Below are 15232 nucleotides of genomic sequence, written 5' to 3' on the forward strand. Positions count from 1 at the left end.
GACTCTGGTTCTTTCTATGGAGAAGCTGCGGATCTTAGGCTTGGCGCCTGGGGCTTGAGAAATGCCGATTTCTCATTTGCTCATGCGTCCCCCTCGCCTTGCCTCGTCCCGCGCGCCCCTGGGGCTGACATTCCGTTACGTCCCGGGAACGGCGCTTGCGTAGGCCGACAGACCATGTTTACCGGAGCTTTCATGCCCCCCTCGCACTACATCGACGCCACGACGCTGAAGGTGCTGACCGTGAATACGCACAAGGGCTTCACCAGTTTCAACCGCCGCTTCATGCTGCACGAATTGCGCGAAGCCCTGCGCACAGCGGCCCCGGACGTGGTTTTCCTGCAGGAGGTGCTGGGAGAACACCAGGTCCATGCCGAGCGCCACGAATCATGGCCCTCGCAATCGCAGTACGAATTCCTGGCGGACACGCTGTGGACGGATTTCGCCTACGGCCGCAACGCCGTCTACCCCGAGGGCCACCACGGCAACGCGATCCTGTCGCGCTATCCGATCGAACGGCACCATAACCATGACGTGAGCGTGGACGGCCACGAGGGACGCGGCCTGCTGCATTGCGTGCTGCGCCCGCCCTCCCTGCGCATGCCGGTCCACGCGATCTGCGTGCATCTGGGGCTGCTGGAGCATCACCGCGGCCAGCAGCTGCGCCGCCTGTGCGAGCTGGTCGCGCATGGGGTGCCGACCAACGAGCCCCTGCTGATCGCGGGCGACTTCAACGACTGGCGCCTGCGCGCCGACCACCTGATGCGCGACTGCGGGACGCGCGAGGTGTATACGTCCCGCCTGGGCCGTCCCGCCAAGACATTCCCCGCCCGCTGGCCGATCCTGCGGCTGGACCGCATCTACGTCCGCAGCGTGCGCGACTGGCAGCCGGTGCCCCTGGCCTCGCGCGCCTGGTCGCGCTTGTCCGACCATGTGCCGATCTGCGCGGAGATTGCGTTATGAACCTGGGCTGGCGCGAACACAACCGGTACACCCTGCTTGAAAACGGGACCGAATACTTCCCCGCCGTGATCGAGGCCATCGAGGCGGCGCGCAGCGAAGTGCTGGTGGAGACCTTCATCCTGTTTGACGACGCCGTCGGCCAGGACATCCAGCGCGTCCTGATCGCGGCGGCGCGGCGCGGCGTCAGCGTGGACCTGACGGTGGACGGCTACGGCTCCGACGAGCTCAGCGACGCCTTCGTGGGCGCCATGACCGAAAGCGGCATCCGCTTTCACGTGTTCGACCCGCGGCCGCGATTTCTCGGCGTGCGCACGAACGTGTTCCGCCGCATGCACCGCAAGATCGTGGCCGTGGACCGGCAAGTCGCCTTTGTCGGCGGCATCAATTTTTCGGCGGACCATCTGCCCGAGTTCGGCCCCGAGGCCAAGCAGGACTATGCCGTGCAACTGGACGGCCCGCTGGCCGCGGACATCGCGGACTTCGCCCGCGCCGCGCTCGCGGGGGGCCGGATGCGACGCCCGGGCCGCCGGCCCGCGCGCCTGGACACAATGCCCGCGGGCGATGGCGGCGGCCGCCTGGTGGTGCGCGACAACGTCAACCACCGGACCGATATCGAACGCTATTACCGGGCCGGCGTGCGCTCGGCCCGGCAGGACGTGCTGATCGCCAACGCCTACTTCTTTCCGGGCTATCACCTGCTGCGCGACCTGGCCAACGCCGCCCGCCGCGGCGTGCGCGTCAGGCTGCTGCTGCAAGGCGAACCCGACGTGCTGGTGGCCCGGCTGGCCGCCACGATGCTGTATGACTACCTGATCGACGCCGGGGTGGAGATCTACGAATACTGCAAGCGGCCGCTGCATGGCAAGGTGGCCTGCGTGGACGAGGACTGGTCGACGATAGGCTCCAGCAATCTGGACCCGCTGAGCCTGGCGCTGAACCTGGAGGCCAACGTGGTGGCCCGCGACGCGTCGTTGAATGCCACGCTGCGTTCGAGCCTGGACCGGTTGATCGAACAGGATTGCCGCCCGGTCGAACTTCCCAAGGATTCCAAGCGCCGCTTGCGGCGCCTGTGGATCGGGGTGGTGGTGTTTCACGTCCTGCGGCGGTTTCCGGCCTGGGCCGGCAGCCTTCCCGCCCACAAGCCCCGCCTGCGCTCCATCACGGTCGCGACCGACAGGGAGACGGCATGAGAGTCTTCCGCTCTTCCCTGATGCGCGCGGTGCGGCACCGCTGGCCCCGGATCAAGCGCGTGCTGCCCGTGCTGGTCCTGCTGGTGGTGGGCGGCCTGCTCTATTACTTCGGGCGCGCCGTGGACTGGCCGCAGGTGTGGATCGCCATGCGCAAGATCCCGAACACCACGATCGCGGTGGCGGCGGGACTGGTGCTGGCGGGCTATCTGGCGTATGGCTGCCTGGACTTGCTGGCCAGGCGATATACGCATCACAGCCTGCCGGCGCTGAAGGTGCTGGGCGTGGCGATGGTGAGCTACGCCCTGAACCTGAACCTGGGCGTGCTGCTGGGCGGCCTGGGCGCGCGCCTGCGCCTCTACACGCGCCTGGGCTGCCGCAAGTCCGTCGCGACCCGGGTGGCGCTGTTTTCCGCCGCGACCAACTGGATCGGCTATGGCTGGCTTGCGGGCGCGCTGTTCGCGTGGGGCGCCGTCCCGGTGCCAGAGGGCTGGGAGATCGGCTCCGGCATGCTGCGCCTGCTGGGCATCGCGCTGTTGGCGCTGGCGGCCGCCTATGTCGCGGTCTGCGCGAAATCCCGCCGGCGGACCTGGACCTGGATGGGCCAGCGCGTGGCCCTGCCCGGCGCGCGCATGGCCATCGCGCAAAGCGTGCTGGCCGCAATGTCGTGGGCCATCATGGGCGGCATCGTTTATGTGCTGCTGCAAGGCAAGGCCGGCTATCCCGCCGTGCTGGGCATCCTGATGTGCACCAGCTTTGCCGCCGTCATCACCCGCGTGCCGGGCGGGCTGGGCACCACCGAGGCCATCTTCGTGGCCGCCCTGGCCCCGCAAATCCCGGCCGCGGAGGTCCTGGGCGCGGCGCTGGCCTACCGCGCGCTCTACGCGCTTGCGCCCTTGTGCCTGGCGCTGGCCGCCTTTCCGCTGATCGAACTGTGGCTCGGGCTGCGCCGCCCGCGCGCCCCGACACCTCCCGCCGGCCCGGCACGACGCTTGCTATGAGCCCCCCCATGAACCGTCACCCTGCCCCACGCACTACAGGAATTGTCGCCGCCTATCCCAGGCGCGCGGGCGCCTCCGAGCACGAAATCGCGTCCCAGGAAGCGCTGGCCTTGCGGCTGGCGGCCCTGCTGGGCCGGCGCTACGTGGCCGGCTACCGGCCCAGCCGCCATCGCGGCGAGCCGCCGCCCTACTATGTGCCGGACCGCACCATCACCAGCGTCGCGCGCGCCGCCAAGCTGGGCATCACGCGCGCGGCCGACCTGTACGGCGGCGTAACGCCGCACGCCTTCGTCGCCACCAAATCCATTACCCACGGCGTGCTGGACACCCGCGCCAAGACGCCCGCGGGCTGGGTGCGGGCCTTGGCCGACGAGTTGCGCGAGGCGGTGCTCAGCGGCTATACCGCCTTCACGCTGGAGGATGCCCAGCGCGCCGGCGAACGGCTGCTGCAGGACGGGCCGCTGCGCATCAAGCCGGCGGACGCCAATGCCGGGCGCGGCCAGATCCTGGTCGCCACGCCGCAGGAATTGCGCAAGGGCCTGGCCCAACAGCATGTTGCCTCCGTGCGGCGGCTGGGGCTGGTGCTGGAGGAGCATCTGGCGCAGATCGCCACCTATAGCGTGGGCTGGGCGCGCGTGGGCAAGTTGGAGGTGTCCTATGTGGGCACGCAGCGCCTGACGCCCGACAACGACGGGGTGCTCGTCTATGGCGGGTCGGCGCTGTGCTTTGCCCGCGGCGGCTTTGACCAGCTGCGGGCGCTGGACCTCAGCGACGAGGAAAGGCGCGCGGTGGCGCTGGCCTGCCGCTACGACACGGCGGTGTCCACCGCCTACCCGGAACTGTTCGCCTCGCGCCGCAACTACGACGTCGCCATCGGCCATTCGGCGGCGGGCGAAGCGCGCGCCGGCGTGCTGGAGCAATCGTGGCGCGCGGGCGGCGCCAGCATCGCGGAACTGGCCGCCATGCAGGCTTTCGTCCTGTCGCCCTCCCTGAAGACTGTGCGCGCGGCCACGCGCGAACGCTACGGCGAGGACGAGCCCGTCCCCACCCCGCAGCGCTACATCTATCGCGGCGAGGATTCGGCGGTGGGCCTGATCACCAAGTCCGGCGGCGTCCTGGAGGCGGACAATGGCGGCATATAGCGACCCCATCGAGATCTTGGTGGCCGACCAGAATCTGGCGGGCACCTTCCTCACGCCCGAAAACAAGGTTCCGGGCGTGCTGTTCATCCACGGCTGGGGCGGCAACCAGGCCTTCGACCTGGCCCGGGCCAAGGGCATCGCCGCCCTGGGCTGCGTCTGCCTGACCTTCGACCTGCGCGGCCACGCCGCCACGCAGGCGCAGCAAATGCAGGTGTCCCGCGACGACAACCTGCACGACGTCATGGCGGCATACGACCGCCTGGCTTCGCATCCCTCGCTGGACAGCGGTTCGGTCGCGGTGGTGGGCAGCAGCTACGGCGGCTACCTGGCGGCCATCCTGAGCGGGCTGCGCCGGGTGCGCTGGCTGGCGCTGCACGTGCCGGCGCTGTACCGCGACGACGAGTGGATGCTGCCCAAGAACCAGCTCAATCGCGACACGCTGCGCGCCTACCGCAACAGCCATGTGGAGCCGGAAAGCAACCGGGCGCTGTCGGCCTGCGCGGAATTCCGCGGGGACGTGCTGATCGTCGAGGCCGAGCACGACATCTACATCCCGCACTCCACCATCATGAGCTACCGGTCCGCGTTCCGGCGCTCGCATTCGCTGACGCACCGCATCATCGACGGCGCGGACCATGCCCTGAGCGACAAGGCCTCGCAGCAGGCTTACACGTCCATCCTGGTGAACTGGGTGACGGAGATGGTCATGGGCGCGCGCATCGGCCGGCCCAGGCCCACGCCGTGATGCGCGCCTGCCGGGTCAGGGCTTGGGGCTGAGCAGGTCGGACAGCGCGTTGCCCAGTTCCTTGACAGCACCGGCGACGCCTTCGGCCGCGCCCTCGGCGCCCACGCCTATGGCCTTGCCAAAGCCCTGCGCCACCTGGGCGGAGAAGCCGCGGGTGACAGAGAACTTGGGATTGTCCAGCTTGCCGGCCAGCGCGAATTCAAAGCGCACCGCGCCGCTCTGGTCCTTCAGCGCCGCCAGCACGGCCTTGCGCGGCAGCGAGAACAGGCTCCCGTCGCCGCCGAACTTCAGACCGCGCAGCGCAACGGTGCCGGAGGCGCGCAATTCGCGGTTCGCGATGGCGGTTTTCATGTCCAGGTCCATCGCGCCGCCGGTCAGCGAACCCGCGCCGTTTTCCGAAAGATAGGGGGCCGCGTAGCGGATGTCCATGTTGCGCACGGCGACCGTCATGTCGGTGTCCGTACCGCCCACCACAATGGTCCCTTCCGCGCGGACCGTGGATTCGCCATTGCGGTTGTCTTCCACGTTGCCGCTGAACTCCATATTGCTGCGCGAGCCGTCGCCCGGGATCATCACGGGATGCAGGCGCGCCCGTACGCCGGTGAACGGGATGCGGTGCGGGGGCTTGGCGACCACTCCGTCCAGGTAGTCCAGCCTGCCATCGCGCAGGACCAGGTCCGCGACGCGGATGGGCATGCTGCGGCGCGACTTGCCGTCGCCGCCGTCGCCTGCCCGCAAGGCCGCCTGCACGGCGGGAGATATCTGCATGTCGCCGTCCGCGCCGCGGACGACCGCGAAGTCGAAGCCCTCGATCACGACGCGCTTGAAGACTGCCTCGTGCTGCAGGAACGCCGGCCATTCCGGTTCAAGCACGATGCGGCGCGCGCGGGCGCCTGCCTGGCCCGCCGAGCCCGGCACGACCACGTCCGTCAGCACCACCTGCCTGAATCCGACCCGCACGTCGCCCACCTGGCTGCGCGGCCCCAGCATGCTCGAGATGCGCTGCTCCGCGATGCGCGTCGCCGCGAACGCAAGGACCGCGGCAAGCGCCGCGATCAGAAGCAGGATGGCCAGGGCGTTGCCCCAGGGCGACCGGCCCTGCGGGGCGGCTGCGTTCAAGCTCATTGTGGTTCCTGAAATTGGCGGTGGCGCCGGCGCCCGGCACACCTATCACCATAGCGATGCGCGGCGCCCGGCGCAACCCGAGCATCGTCCGGGATAGGCCCTCATTCTTCAATGGCCAAAAAGGATGAGACCGGGCGGAGGACGGCAACGCCGGTCGCGAAGCGCGGCATAGGGGGCCGGCGCGGCGGCGCTTACCGCTGCCCGTCGCGCTGCCACCCCAGGCGCCAGTACCGTTCGGCCTGGGCGCCATCCCAGGGCTGGCTCCGCCCGCCGCACGGTCCCGCGGCCAGGCTGTCGAACGCCGCGATCGCGCGTTGCTTCACACGGGGGTCGGCGGCATCGGCGACCGCGATGGGCGTTGCCGTGATCTGCCGCCGCAGCAGGGTCGCCAGGCGCTCTTGCACGGCCCCCGGCCGGCTGCGGTCGGAAGCCTCTTCGTAGGCCAGCCAGATCACTCGCCGGAACAGGCCGCGTATGGTGATTGCGGCGTCGCACACGCGGACATGGGCGGCGTGGAACAGGCCCAGCGGCGTCAGGATGATGCGCGGGCGCAAAGTGGACAGGGCGGCGGCCAGCGCGCCGGTCAGGCGGCCGCCGTCGCCGTTGTCCAGATATTGATCGTCCAGCAGATCCATCTGCTCGCCCTGCACACCCAGCAGGGCCAGCGCCTGAACGCTCTGGGCGTGCCGCGTCAGCATGGCCTGCCGTCCATCCACGAAACCGCAGCGGCGGTCCCAGTCGCTCAGTTGGCCGACCGCCAGCGGCAGGCCGGAATACACCGTAAGGACGGTGCTGCCCGGCCGCGCCGCGAGCAGGCCGCCGCAACTGACGACGGCGTCGTTGTAGTAGGGAGAGATGGCAACCAGTATGCCGTCGGCGAGCATGTTGTTCTCTCTGCCTCGCCCTACCAGTACGGCGGTTGGTTGTAGTACTGATGGATGCCGCGCGCCCACGTCTCGTCCGCCATGCTTGGCCAGTTGTCCTTGTCAAAGCCCTCGGCGTTCTTCAGCGTCTCCTTGTCCACGTTCAGCACGAAGCACTTGCGGTCAGTATCCAGGGTGAGCGCGCTCCACGGAATGGCGTACAGCTTGTCGCCGATGCCCAGGATGCCTCCGCGCGACAGCACCGCGTAGGCGATGCGGCCGTGCGGCACATCCAGCATGATGTCCTGGATAGACCCGAGCGATTCGCCCGCGGGGTTGTACACGTCATTGCCCTCCAGGGTGCCGGCCGCCATGACTTGCGGACCCGGCCCGCCCGGATCGCTCTTGGGGCCGCCCACGATGTTGGCTTGGCCCTGCGCCTGCCCGGCGCCTGTCAACGGTTGGTTCATAGTCTGTCTCCATGGATAAAACATATCGCGGGACGAATGGCTCGCCGCGTTTCCCACCCTACGCAAGCGATGTGCCAGGCGTTTCGCGGGCGCTGCCCCGCCGCGCGCCGGCGGCGATCGGCATTTTTTACAGGAACGGTCAATAAGGACGGGGCCGGCCCCGCGCAACGCCCGGGCCGGCCCCGTCCGCGGCCGTCGATCCGGCCGCCTCGGGTCATCGGCGCCAATGGTCCGACATCAGGCACATCCCGGCCAGCAAGCCGATCAGCGCGGCGCCCGCCACGCTCTTCCAGGCGTTTTCGTGCACGTATTCGTCGGTGGCGTGGGAGACCTCGCGGGCGCGGTCCCAGGCGGCCCGCTCCCAGCCCTTGGCCTGCTCGCGCGCGGCGTCGAGCTGGAGCTTGAGCTTGTCGCGCGCCGCTTCGATTTCCGAACCGCTGTAGCTGGCGGTGCTGCGCAGCAAGGCCTCGGTGCCGGAGATCAGGTCGCGCATGGTGCGCGTCGAGCTGTCCGACGGTTGGAACATATCGCGCAGTCTTTCTTGCTTGTTCATGTAGCCTCCTAGAAAAAAACGTTCCATGCCCCGCGGCATGGAGGGTGCGCGGGCTCAGCCGCAAGCCGCATGCCGCCCGCTCAGCCGGTCGATGCCGGGTGTCTGCTGCGGGTCCAGGCCGGGCAAGGGATTGGGCAAGCTGTCGGGTGGCCACCGCCCTTTCTCGTCCTTGTCGTGGCCGGAGGGATCCGGCTTGGGTTGCTCGGCCGGGGCCTGGTCGGGCGCGGGGCGGCCGCCCTGCCCGGGCTGAGGGGGATTCGGTGCGGAAGGCTTGGGCATGATGGACTCCTGACAATGGAAAAACGGGCGGCGGACAAACGGGCCGGCTGCGGCTCAGCTTGCCCACCACTGCTTGATCGTGGCGCGCAAGGCAGCGCCGCCGGCCGACGCCTCTTCCTTGCGCAGCGCCTTGAAGTACGCGCCGATCTGCTTGGCGGGGATGTGCGGCGGCAACGGCGGCATCTCCGGGTCGGTCACCATTTCCAGCACCACGGGCTTCGTTGCCGACAAGGCCCGCTCCCAGGCGGGTCCGACCTCGTCCGCGCTGTTGACCCGGATGCCTTCCAGGCCCAGCAGGCGGCCGTAGTCGGCGTATGAGAACTCGGGCAGCCACTGCGAATCCGCAAAGCGCGGATCCCCGCCCATCACGCGCTGCTCCCAGGTCACCAGGTTCAGGTCGCCGTTGTTGAGCACCATGACGATCAGCGTGGGATTGGCCCAGTCCTTCCAGCGGTGGGCGATGGTGATCAGTTCATTGATGCCCAGCATCTGCATGGCGCCGTCGCCCACCAGCGCGATGACCGGGCGTTCCGGATAGGCGAGCTTGGCGGCCAGGGCATAAGGCACGCCGCAGCCCATGGTGGCCAGCCCGCCCGAAACCGAACCCATCATTCCTTCCTGCATCTGGATGTCGCGGGCGTACCAGTTCGCCGCCGACCCGGAATCGCAGGTAATGATGGCCTGGGGCGGCAGGCGCCTAGACAGCTCCAGGAAGGGGCGCTGGGGATTGAGGGGCTTGGCGTCCACCATGGCGCGCGCATGCACCGTGTCCCGCCAGCTTGCCACCTGCTTTTCGATCCGCTCGCGCCAGCGGCGCGCCGTCTTGCGCTCCAGCAGCGGGATCAGCGCCTGCAGCGTCAGCCGGCTGTCGCCGACCAGGCCTATCTCGACGGGATAACGCAGGCTCAGCTTGCGGCCGTCGCGGTCGATCTGCACCGCGCGCGCCTGCCCTTCCCTGGGCAGGAATTCCGCATAGGGAAATGAGGTGCCCACCATCAGCAGCGTGTCGCATTCGTTCATCATCTCCCAGCTGGGCTGGGTGCCCAGGAGACCGATGGCGCCCGTGACGTAAGGCAGGCTGTCGGGCAGGACGGCCTTGCCCAGCAGCGCCTTGGCAACGCCCGCGCCCAGCAGGTCGGCTACCTGGCTCACTTGCGCGCCCGCCTCCAGCGCGCCCGCGCCGACCAGCATGGCCACGCGCTCGCCCCGGTTCAGGATGTCCGCGGCGTTGCGCAGGGCATCCTCGCCCGGCACGCCCGCGTGCGACGTCACGCCGATGCCGGTAAGGACGGTGCCGTGCTCTCGCGGCGGGGACTCGACGGCGGGCAGATCCTGCACGTCGTTGGGAAATATGACGCAGGTGACGCTGCGCCTTTCCATGGCGATGCGCATGGCGCGGTCCACCATGTGGCGGGCCTGGCTGGCGGTTGTCGCCATATGCACGAAATCGTGCGCCACGTCCTTGAACAGGCTGACCAGGTCCACTTCCTGCTGATAGTCGCCGCCCATCGCGCTGCGCGCTTGCTGGCCGACCAAGGCCACCACCGGCTGGTGGTCCAGCTTGGCGTCGTACAGGCCATTGAGCAGATGGATGGCGCCCGGGCCGGACGTGGCCAGGCACACGCCCACCTGGCCGGTGAACTTGGCATGGGCGCAGGCCATGAAGGCGGCGCTTTCCTCGTGGCGGACCTGGATGAACTCAAGCGGCTCCTGCGTGCGGCCGAAAGCGCCGATCAGGCCGTTGATCCCGTCGCCGGGATAGCCGAACACCCTTCTGACGCCCCATTGCGAAAGCCGCTTCAACACGAAGTCCGACACTGTTTCCATACGTTTCTCCCTGCGCGAGTCGCCGAAACCGGCTCAGGGCAGCAACCGCCGTTCCCGGCCAGAAGGGAAATCGGGCGCACGCGGGGGATAGAAATTACAAATCCGCGCATCAGCCTTCCGAATCAGCCGTCTTTCGGGGGAGCAAAGCGCGGCGTTTTTCTGCTGCACTGCCGCATTTACCCTGACGCGGGCAGGTTTGGGCACACGGCTTGCGTATTCGGAGGCCTCGGCGGATGCACACTCTTTTTCCTGCGGGCCGCCACAAACTGGAGCAAGCATGGCGAAGACGAGAACCCTGATAGTGGCGGGGGAAGCGTTCCCCCTGGCCAAAACGGGCGGCCTGGGCGATGCCATCACGGGCATGGCCCGCGCGTTGGCGGAGGCGCGGATGCCGCTTAACGTGCTGCTCCCGGCGTACCGCGGCGTCCTGGATCAGCTGCACCGCGTCCGCGTCGTAGCGAGGCTGCAGGACCTGCCCGGCGGACAGGCCGTGCTGCTGGCAGGAAAGTGCCCGCAATCGGGACTGGATTTCCTGCTGCTGGACAACGACGCGCTGTACGACCGCGCCGGCATCTATGCCGACGAGAACGGATGCGAGCATCCCGACAACGGCTTGCGCTACGCCGCGCTGTCGCACGCCGCAGTGCGGGTGGCGGCCGGCCTGCCCGGCCTGCCCCGTCCCACGCTGGTGCACGCGCATGACTGGCATGCGGGGCTCGTCCCGCTGCTGCTGCGCGCAGCCGCCCTGCACGACGTCAAGAGCGTGATCACCATCCACAACCTTGCGTTCCAGGGCCGGTTTCCCATGGAGAACGCCGAGGCCTTCGGCGTGCCGGACTGGGCCCGCGGGGACGACGGCGCGCAGGCCTGGGGCCAGCTCAATTTCCTGAAGGCCGGCATCCGCTACGCGGACCGCGTGACCACGGTCAGCCATAACTACGCCCGCGAGATCATGACGCCCGCGTTCGGCTGTGGCCTGGACGAGCTGCTGCGCCGCCGCGCCGACGATCTGCTGCCGATTCCCAACGGCATCGACGACGTGCTGTGGAATCCCGTCCGCGATCCCCATCTGCGCGGCCTGCGGTTCTCGGCCCGCGACCTGTCGAACAAGGCCTTGTGCAAGGAAGCCCTGCAGCGCGAGTTCGGGCTGCAGCCGCACGCGGGCGCCACGCTGATGGCCATGGGCAACCGGCTGACCGAACAGAAGATGGCGGACGTGGCCGTGCACGCGCTGCCCGAGGCGCTGGACCGGCATCCCGCCTTGCAGGTCGCGATACTCGGCCAGGGCGACCGCCGCCTGGAAGAGGCCCTGCAGGACGTGGCAAGACGGTATCCGGGGCGCTGCGCGACCCACATCGGCTATGACGAGGCCATCGCCCACCGCCTGCACGCGGGATCGGACATCCTGCTGCACGCCAGCCGGTTCGAACCGTTTGGCCTGACGCCGCTCTATGCCATGCGCTACGGCGCGCTGCCGATCGGTTCGCGCGTGGGCGGCATGGCCGACACCATCCAGGACCCCGGCGTGCGCGCCCCGCTATCCGCCATGGCCTCGGCCAACGGCACGCTGTTCGACGGCGACAGCCCGCATGCGATGAGCGCGGCCATTACGCGGGCCGTGCATCTGCGCGGGCACGGCATGCTGTGGCGGATCATGCAGCGCAATGCGATGACGGCCGACTTCGGCTGGCGGGCCGCGATGGCGCTGTATGCCAGCCTGTACCGCTCGCTGGTCGAGCCCGACTACCGCGGAGACTCGCCGGAAGCCGCGCAGCCGGTCAGCGCGGCCGCCATTCCCGCGCGTTCACGTTCGGGCGGCGCCATGCCGGCGCCCGTCTAAGGAGGAATGCCGGTGCCGACAGCAAGCTCCACCTTGGAGACTCGCGCTCCCTTGCTTCTCTACCATGCCCGCGCCGGCGTGGAGGACGACGGCACGGGCGGCGGCGGCGCCGCGCCGGCCCCTGGCCTGTATGCCCGGCTGGCCCAGCGCGGATTCAATGCGGTGCTGCTTCCCGCCCCATGGCTGCTGGCTCCAGGCCAGGGTTCCCGCGCTCCGCTGGACGCCGACACGGCGCTGATGGAGGACATGCAGGTCCCCATCACCCACTGGTACGCCCAGGCCGCCGGGCAGCTGTCCACGCACCGGCTGGGCCTGTATGTGGATGTGATCCTGGACCGCTGCGCCCGGGACGCGGTCGCCGGCACCGCCGCGCCGGGCTGGTATCAGTCGCGCCACGACGATCCGGCGCGCGATCCCCGCCTGTCCGCCGAGGAGCGCAGCGTGCTGCACCTGCATGACGGCCCCCTGCCGCCGGGTTTCCTGGCGGCGTGGACGGAACGGCTGCTGCGCTGGGCGAGCCACGGCGTGGACGGCTTCGCATTTCATGCGCCGCACCGCCTGCCCGCCGCCGCCTGGCGCGAACTGGCGTCCGCCCTGCGGCGCCAGCGCGCCGACCTGCGACTGCTCGCGTGGACGCCCGGCCTGTCGCCCGCCAGCCTGGCGGCCCTGCGCGGCGCGGGTTTCGACGCGGTGTTCTCGTCCCTGCCCTGGTGGGACTTCAAGTCGGCCTGGCTGGCCGACGAAGACGCCAGGCTGCGCACGCTGGGCGCGGTGATCGCCTCGCCGCCGCAGTCTGGCGCCGCCCGGCCCGGCGTCGACGGCAAGCGCGCCCTCTGGAGCGCGGTCATGTCCGGCGACGGCCTCATGCTCAACGACGAAGAAGAGCGCCGCCTGCCCGATGTGGAGGCGGTGAATTCCTGGTTCGCCGAATCGCGCCTGCAAGGCCCGCTGCGCCTCCTGGGCGGACGCGACGGCAGTTGCACGGCGCTGTTGCGCGACACCGCCGGGGGAGCGACGGCGGCGTTGGCCATCAACCCCTCGGACACGCGCGAGGCCGCGCTGGATTGGGATGCGCTTGCGCCGCTCTTGCCCCCGGCCGAGATCGTCCCGCATACGCCGCCCCAAGGCCTGCAATCGCAGGGCAATGCCCTGGCGCCCGGCGACTGCGCCCTGCTGATGCTGGAACCCACGCAGCCCGTGCGGGAGGTCTCGCGCCACCACCGGACCCGCGCGGACGACGTCGCGAACCAGCGCATCGCCGTGGAGAACGTCAGCCCCGCCGTGGACGGCGGCGCCTATCCCGTCAAGAGCATTCCGCACGCGCGCATCGTCGTGCAGGCGGACATATTCATGGACGGCCACGACCAGCTTGCCGCCGAGCTGCGCTGGCGCGCAAAGGACGAATCCCGATGGCGCACGGTGCCGATGACGCGCGGGTTGAACGACCGCTGGGAGGCGGCATTCCGCCCGCGCCGCATCGGCGCGCACGAGTTCATCATCAGCGCGTGGTTCGACGCCTGGCACACCTTCCGGCACGACATGGAGCTCAAGCACCAGGCCGGCCGCGACCTGCGCCTGGAAGTCCATGAAGGCCTGGCGCTGCTGCGCGAGGCCCTGGCGCGCGCACAGGCCGGGGCGCCGGCAGGCGCCGACGCGGGGCCGGTGCAGCGCGCGCTGGACGCCTTTGCCGACGCCGACCTCGCCCACCCTGCCCCGCCCACGCTGGAGCAGGTGGTCGCGCTGATGGACCCGGCGCTGTCGGACGCGATGCGGGCGTTGGACGACCACCCGTTTGAAGCCGTCAGCGCCTCGGCGTATCCCGTCTGGGTCGACCGCAGCCAGGCCTGCCATTCGAGCTGGTACGAACTTTTTCCCAGGTCCCAGGCCGAGGAGCCCGGCCGCCACGGCACGTTCGACGATGTGATCTTGCGATTGCCCGATGTGCGCGACATGGGATTCGATGTGCTCTACCTGCCGCCGATCCATCCCATCGGCCAGCGCAACCGCAAGGGCCGCAACAACAGCCTGCGCGCGGAACCCGACGACGTCGGCAGCCCTTATGCCATCGGGTCGGTCAGCGGCGGCCACGACGCCATCGAGCCGCGGCTGGGCACGCTGCCGGATTTCCTGAGGCTGGTGGACGCGGCGGCCAGCCACGGCATGGAGATCGCGCTGGATTTCGCCATTCAATGTTCGCCGGACCACCCGTGGCTGGCGCAGCACCCCGAGTGGTTCTCCTGGCGCCCGGACGGCTCGCTGCGCTATGCCGAGAACCCGCCCAAGAAATACGAAGACATCGTCAACGTGGCGTTTTACGGCCCGCCCACGCGCCGCTCCCGCAGGCTTGCCTTGTGGCGGGGGCTGCGCGACATCGTGCTGTTCTGGGCGAAGAACGGCGTGCGCATCTTCCGGGTGGACAACCCGCACACCAAGCCCCTGCCGTTCTGGCAATGGATGATCGGCGAGGTCCACGCGCAGCATCCGGACGTGATCTTCCTGTCCGAGGCTTTCACCCGGCCCAAGATGATGTACCGGCTGGCGAAGATCGGCTTCACGCAGTCGTACACCTACTTCACCTGGCGCAACGAAAAGGCGGAGCTGGAAGCCTATCTGGAAGAGGTCTCGACGCCGCCCGCGGCGGATTTCTTCCGCCCGCACTTCTTCGTGAACACGCCGGACATCAACCCCTTCTTCCTGCAGACCTCGGGGCGCCCCGGCTTCCTGATCCGCGCCGCGCTGGCGGCCACGGGGTCGGGCTTGTGGGGCGTGTACAGCGGATTCGAGCTCTGCGAGGGCGCCGCCCTGCCCGGCAAGGAAGAGTACCTGGACTCCGAGAAATACGAGCTGCGCCAGCGCGACTGGCACGGCCCCGGCAACATCCGCGCCGAGATCACCCGGCTGAACCAGATCCGGCGCGCCAACCCCGCGCTGCAGACGCACCGCGGGCTGACCCTCACGGCCAGCGGCAACGACCGCGTGCTGGCGTTCTACAAGTCCACGCCCGGCCACGGCAACGTGGTGCTGGTGGCCATCAGCCTGGATCCGTTCCTGCCGCAGGCCGCGCGCATCGAAGCGCCCTTCTGGCTGTTCGGCGAGGCCGACGCCGGCCAGCTGGCCGCCGAAGACCTGCTGACCGAAAGCCGCGAGACCTGGCATGAGAAAACCCGCGCGCTGACGCTGTCTCCCGACCAACCGTATCGCGTGTGGCGTCTGTCGCTGCATGGATGATGCCCCCACACG

13 protein-coding genes are annotated in these 15232 nt (G+C 69.4%); 7 read left to right on the forward strand and 6 right to left on the reverse strand.

Annotated elements, in window-relative coordinates; genetic code table 11:
* Window positions 1-192 precede the first annotated feature (192 nt).
* Genes ACFWP0_RS04040 through ACFWP0_RS04060 form a run of 5 tightly spaced genes read left to right on the forward strand, consistent with a single transcriptional unit; the run spans window position 193 to window position 5035 of the window.
* Window positions 193-960, forward strand: a complete 768-nt coding sequence (locus tag ACFWP0_RS04040) for an endonuclease/exonuclease/phosphatase family protein (RefSeq protein ID WP_377839859.1) — start codon at window positions 193-195, stop codon at window positions 958-960.
* Window positions 957-2150 (forward strand): cardiolipin synthase ClsB, encoded by a 1194-nt coding sequence (gene clsB, locus ACFWP0_RS04045; protein WP_377839860.1) that lies wholly within the window; start codon window positions 957-959, stop codon window positions 2148-2150. The genes ACFWP0_RS04040 and clsB overlap by 4 nt, the downstream gene beginning before the upstream one ends.
* A complete protein-coding gene (locus ACFWP0_RS04050) occupies window positions 2147-3148 on the forward strand; it encodes a lysylphosphatidylglycerol synthase domain-containing protein (protein WP_377839862.1) in 1002 nt (333 codons plus the stop codon). The genes clsB and ACFWP0_RS04050 overlap by 4 nt, the downstream gene beginning before the upstream one ends.
* Window positions 3149-3156: 8 nt before the next feature.
* Window positions 3157-4290 (forward strand): DUF3182 family protein, encoded by a 1134-nt coding sequence (locus tag ACFWP0_RS04055; protein WP_377839863.1) that lies wholly within the window; start codon window positions 3157-3159, stop codon window positions 4288-4290.
* Window positions 4277-5035, forward strand: a complete 759-nt coding sequence (locus ACFWP0_RS04060; RefSeq protein ID WP_377839865.1) for an alpha/beta hydrolase family protein — start codon at window positions 4277-4279, stop codon at window positions 5033-5035. Before ACFWP0_RS04055 ends, ACFWP0_RS04060 begins: the two co-directional genes overlap by 14 nt.
* A gap of 15 nt (window positions 5036-5050) precedes the next feature.
* Here ACFWP0_RS04060 and ACFWP0_RS04065 read toward each other — a convergent pair whose 3' ends face one another.
* From ACFWP0_RS04065 to ACFWP0_RS04090, 6 genes are all read right to left on the reverse strand, one after another.
* Window positions 5051-6160 carry a DUF748 domain-containing protein gene (locus tag ACFWP0_RS04065; protein WP_377839866.1) on the reverse strand — a complete coding sequence of 370 codons (1110 nt, stop codon included), beginning with the start codon at window positions 6158-6160 and terminating at the stop codon, window positions 5051-5053.
* 191 nt (window positions 6161-6351) lie between these two features.
* Entirely contained in the window at window positions 6352-7044 is a 693-nt protein-coding gene (locus ACFWP0_RS04070) for a PIG-L family deacetylase (protein ID WP_377839868.1), read from the reverse strand.
* 20 nt (window positions 7045-7064) lie between these two features.
* A complete protein-coding gene (locus ACFWP0_RS04075) occupies window positions 7065-7493 on the reverse strand; it encodes a PRC-barrel domain-containing protein (RefSeq protein ID WP_377839869.1) in 429 nt (142 codons plus the stop codon).
* A 214-nt stretch (window positions 7494-7707) separates the two neighbouring features.
* Entirely contained in the window at window positions 7708-8046 is a 339-nt protein-coding gene (locus ACFWP0_RS04080; protein WP_377839870.1) for a YqjD family protein, read from the reverse strand.
* Between the two features lie 54 nt (window positions 8047-8100).
* Complete coding sequence (locus ACFWP0_RS04085; protein WP_377839871.1) at window positions 8101-8325, reverse strand: hypothetical protein; 225 nt, start codon at window positions 8323-8325, stop codon at window positions 8101-8103.
* A gap of 54 nt (window positions 8326-8379) precedes the next feature.
* Window positions 8380-10152, reverse strand: a complete 1773-nt coding sequence (locus ACFWP0_RS04090) for a thiamine pyrophosphate-requiring protein (protein ID WP_377839872.1) — start codon at window positions 10150-10152, stop codon at window positions 8380-8382.
* Between the two features lie 277 nt (window positions 10153-10429).
* Here ACFWP0_RS04090 and glgA point away from each other — a divergent pair, with 277 nt between their 5' ends.
* Window positions 10430-11992, forward strand: a complete 1563-nt coding sequence (glgA, locus tag ACFWP0_RS04095; protein WP_377839874.1) for a glycogen synthase GlgA — start codon at window positions 10430-10432, stop codon at window positions 11990-11992.
* A gap of 6 nt (window positions 11993-11998) precedes the next feature.
* Complete coding sequence (locus ACFWP0_RS04100; RefSeq protein ID WP_377839875.1) at window positions 11999-15220, forward strand: alpha-1,4-glucan--maltose-1-phosphate maltosyltransferase; 3222 nt, start codon at window positions 11999-12001, stop codon at window positions 15218-15220.
* The last annotated feature ends 12 nt before the right edge of the window (window positions 15221-15232 follow it).

This window comes from Achromobacter sp. NPDC058515 (genome assembly GCF_042721735.1).
In the GTDB taxonomy this organism is placed as follows: domain Bacteria; phylum Pseudomonadota; class Gammaproteobacteria; order Burkholderiales; family Burkholderiaceae_B; genus Achromobacter.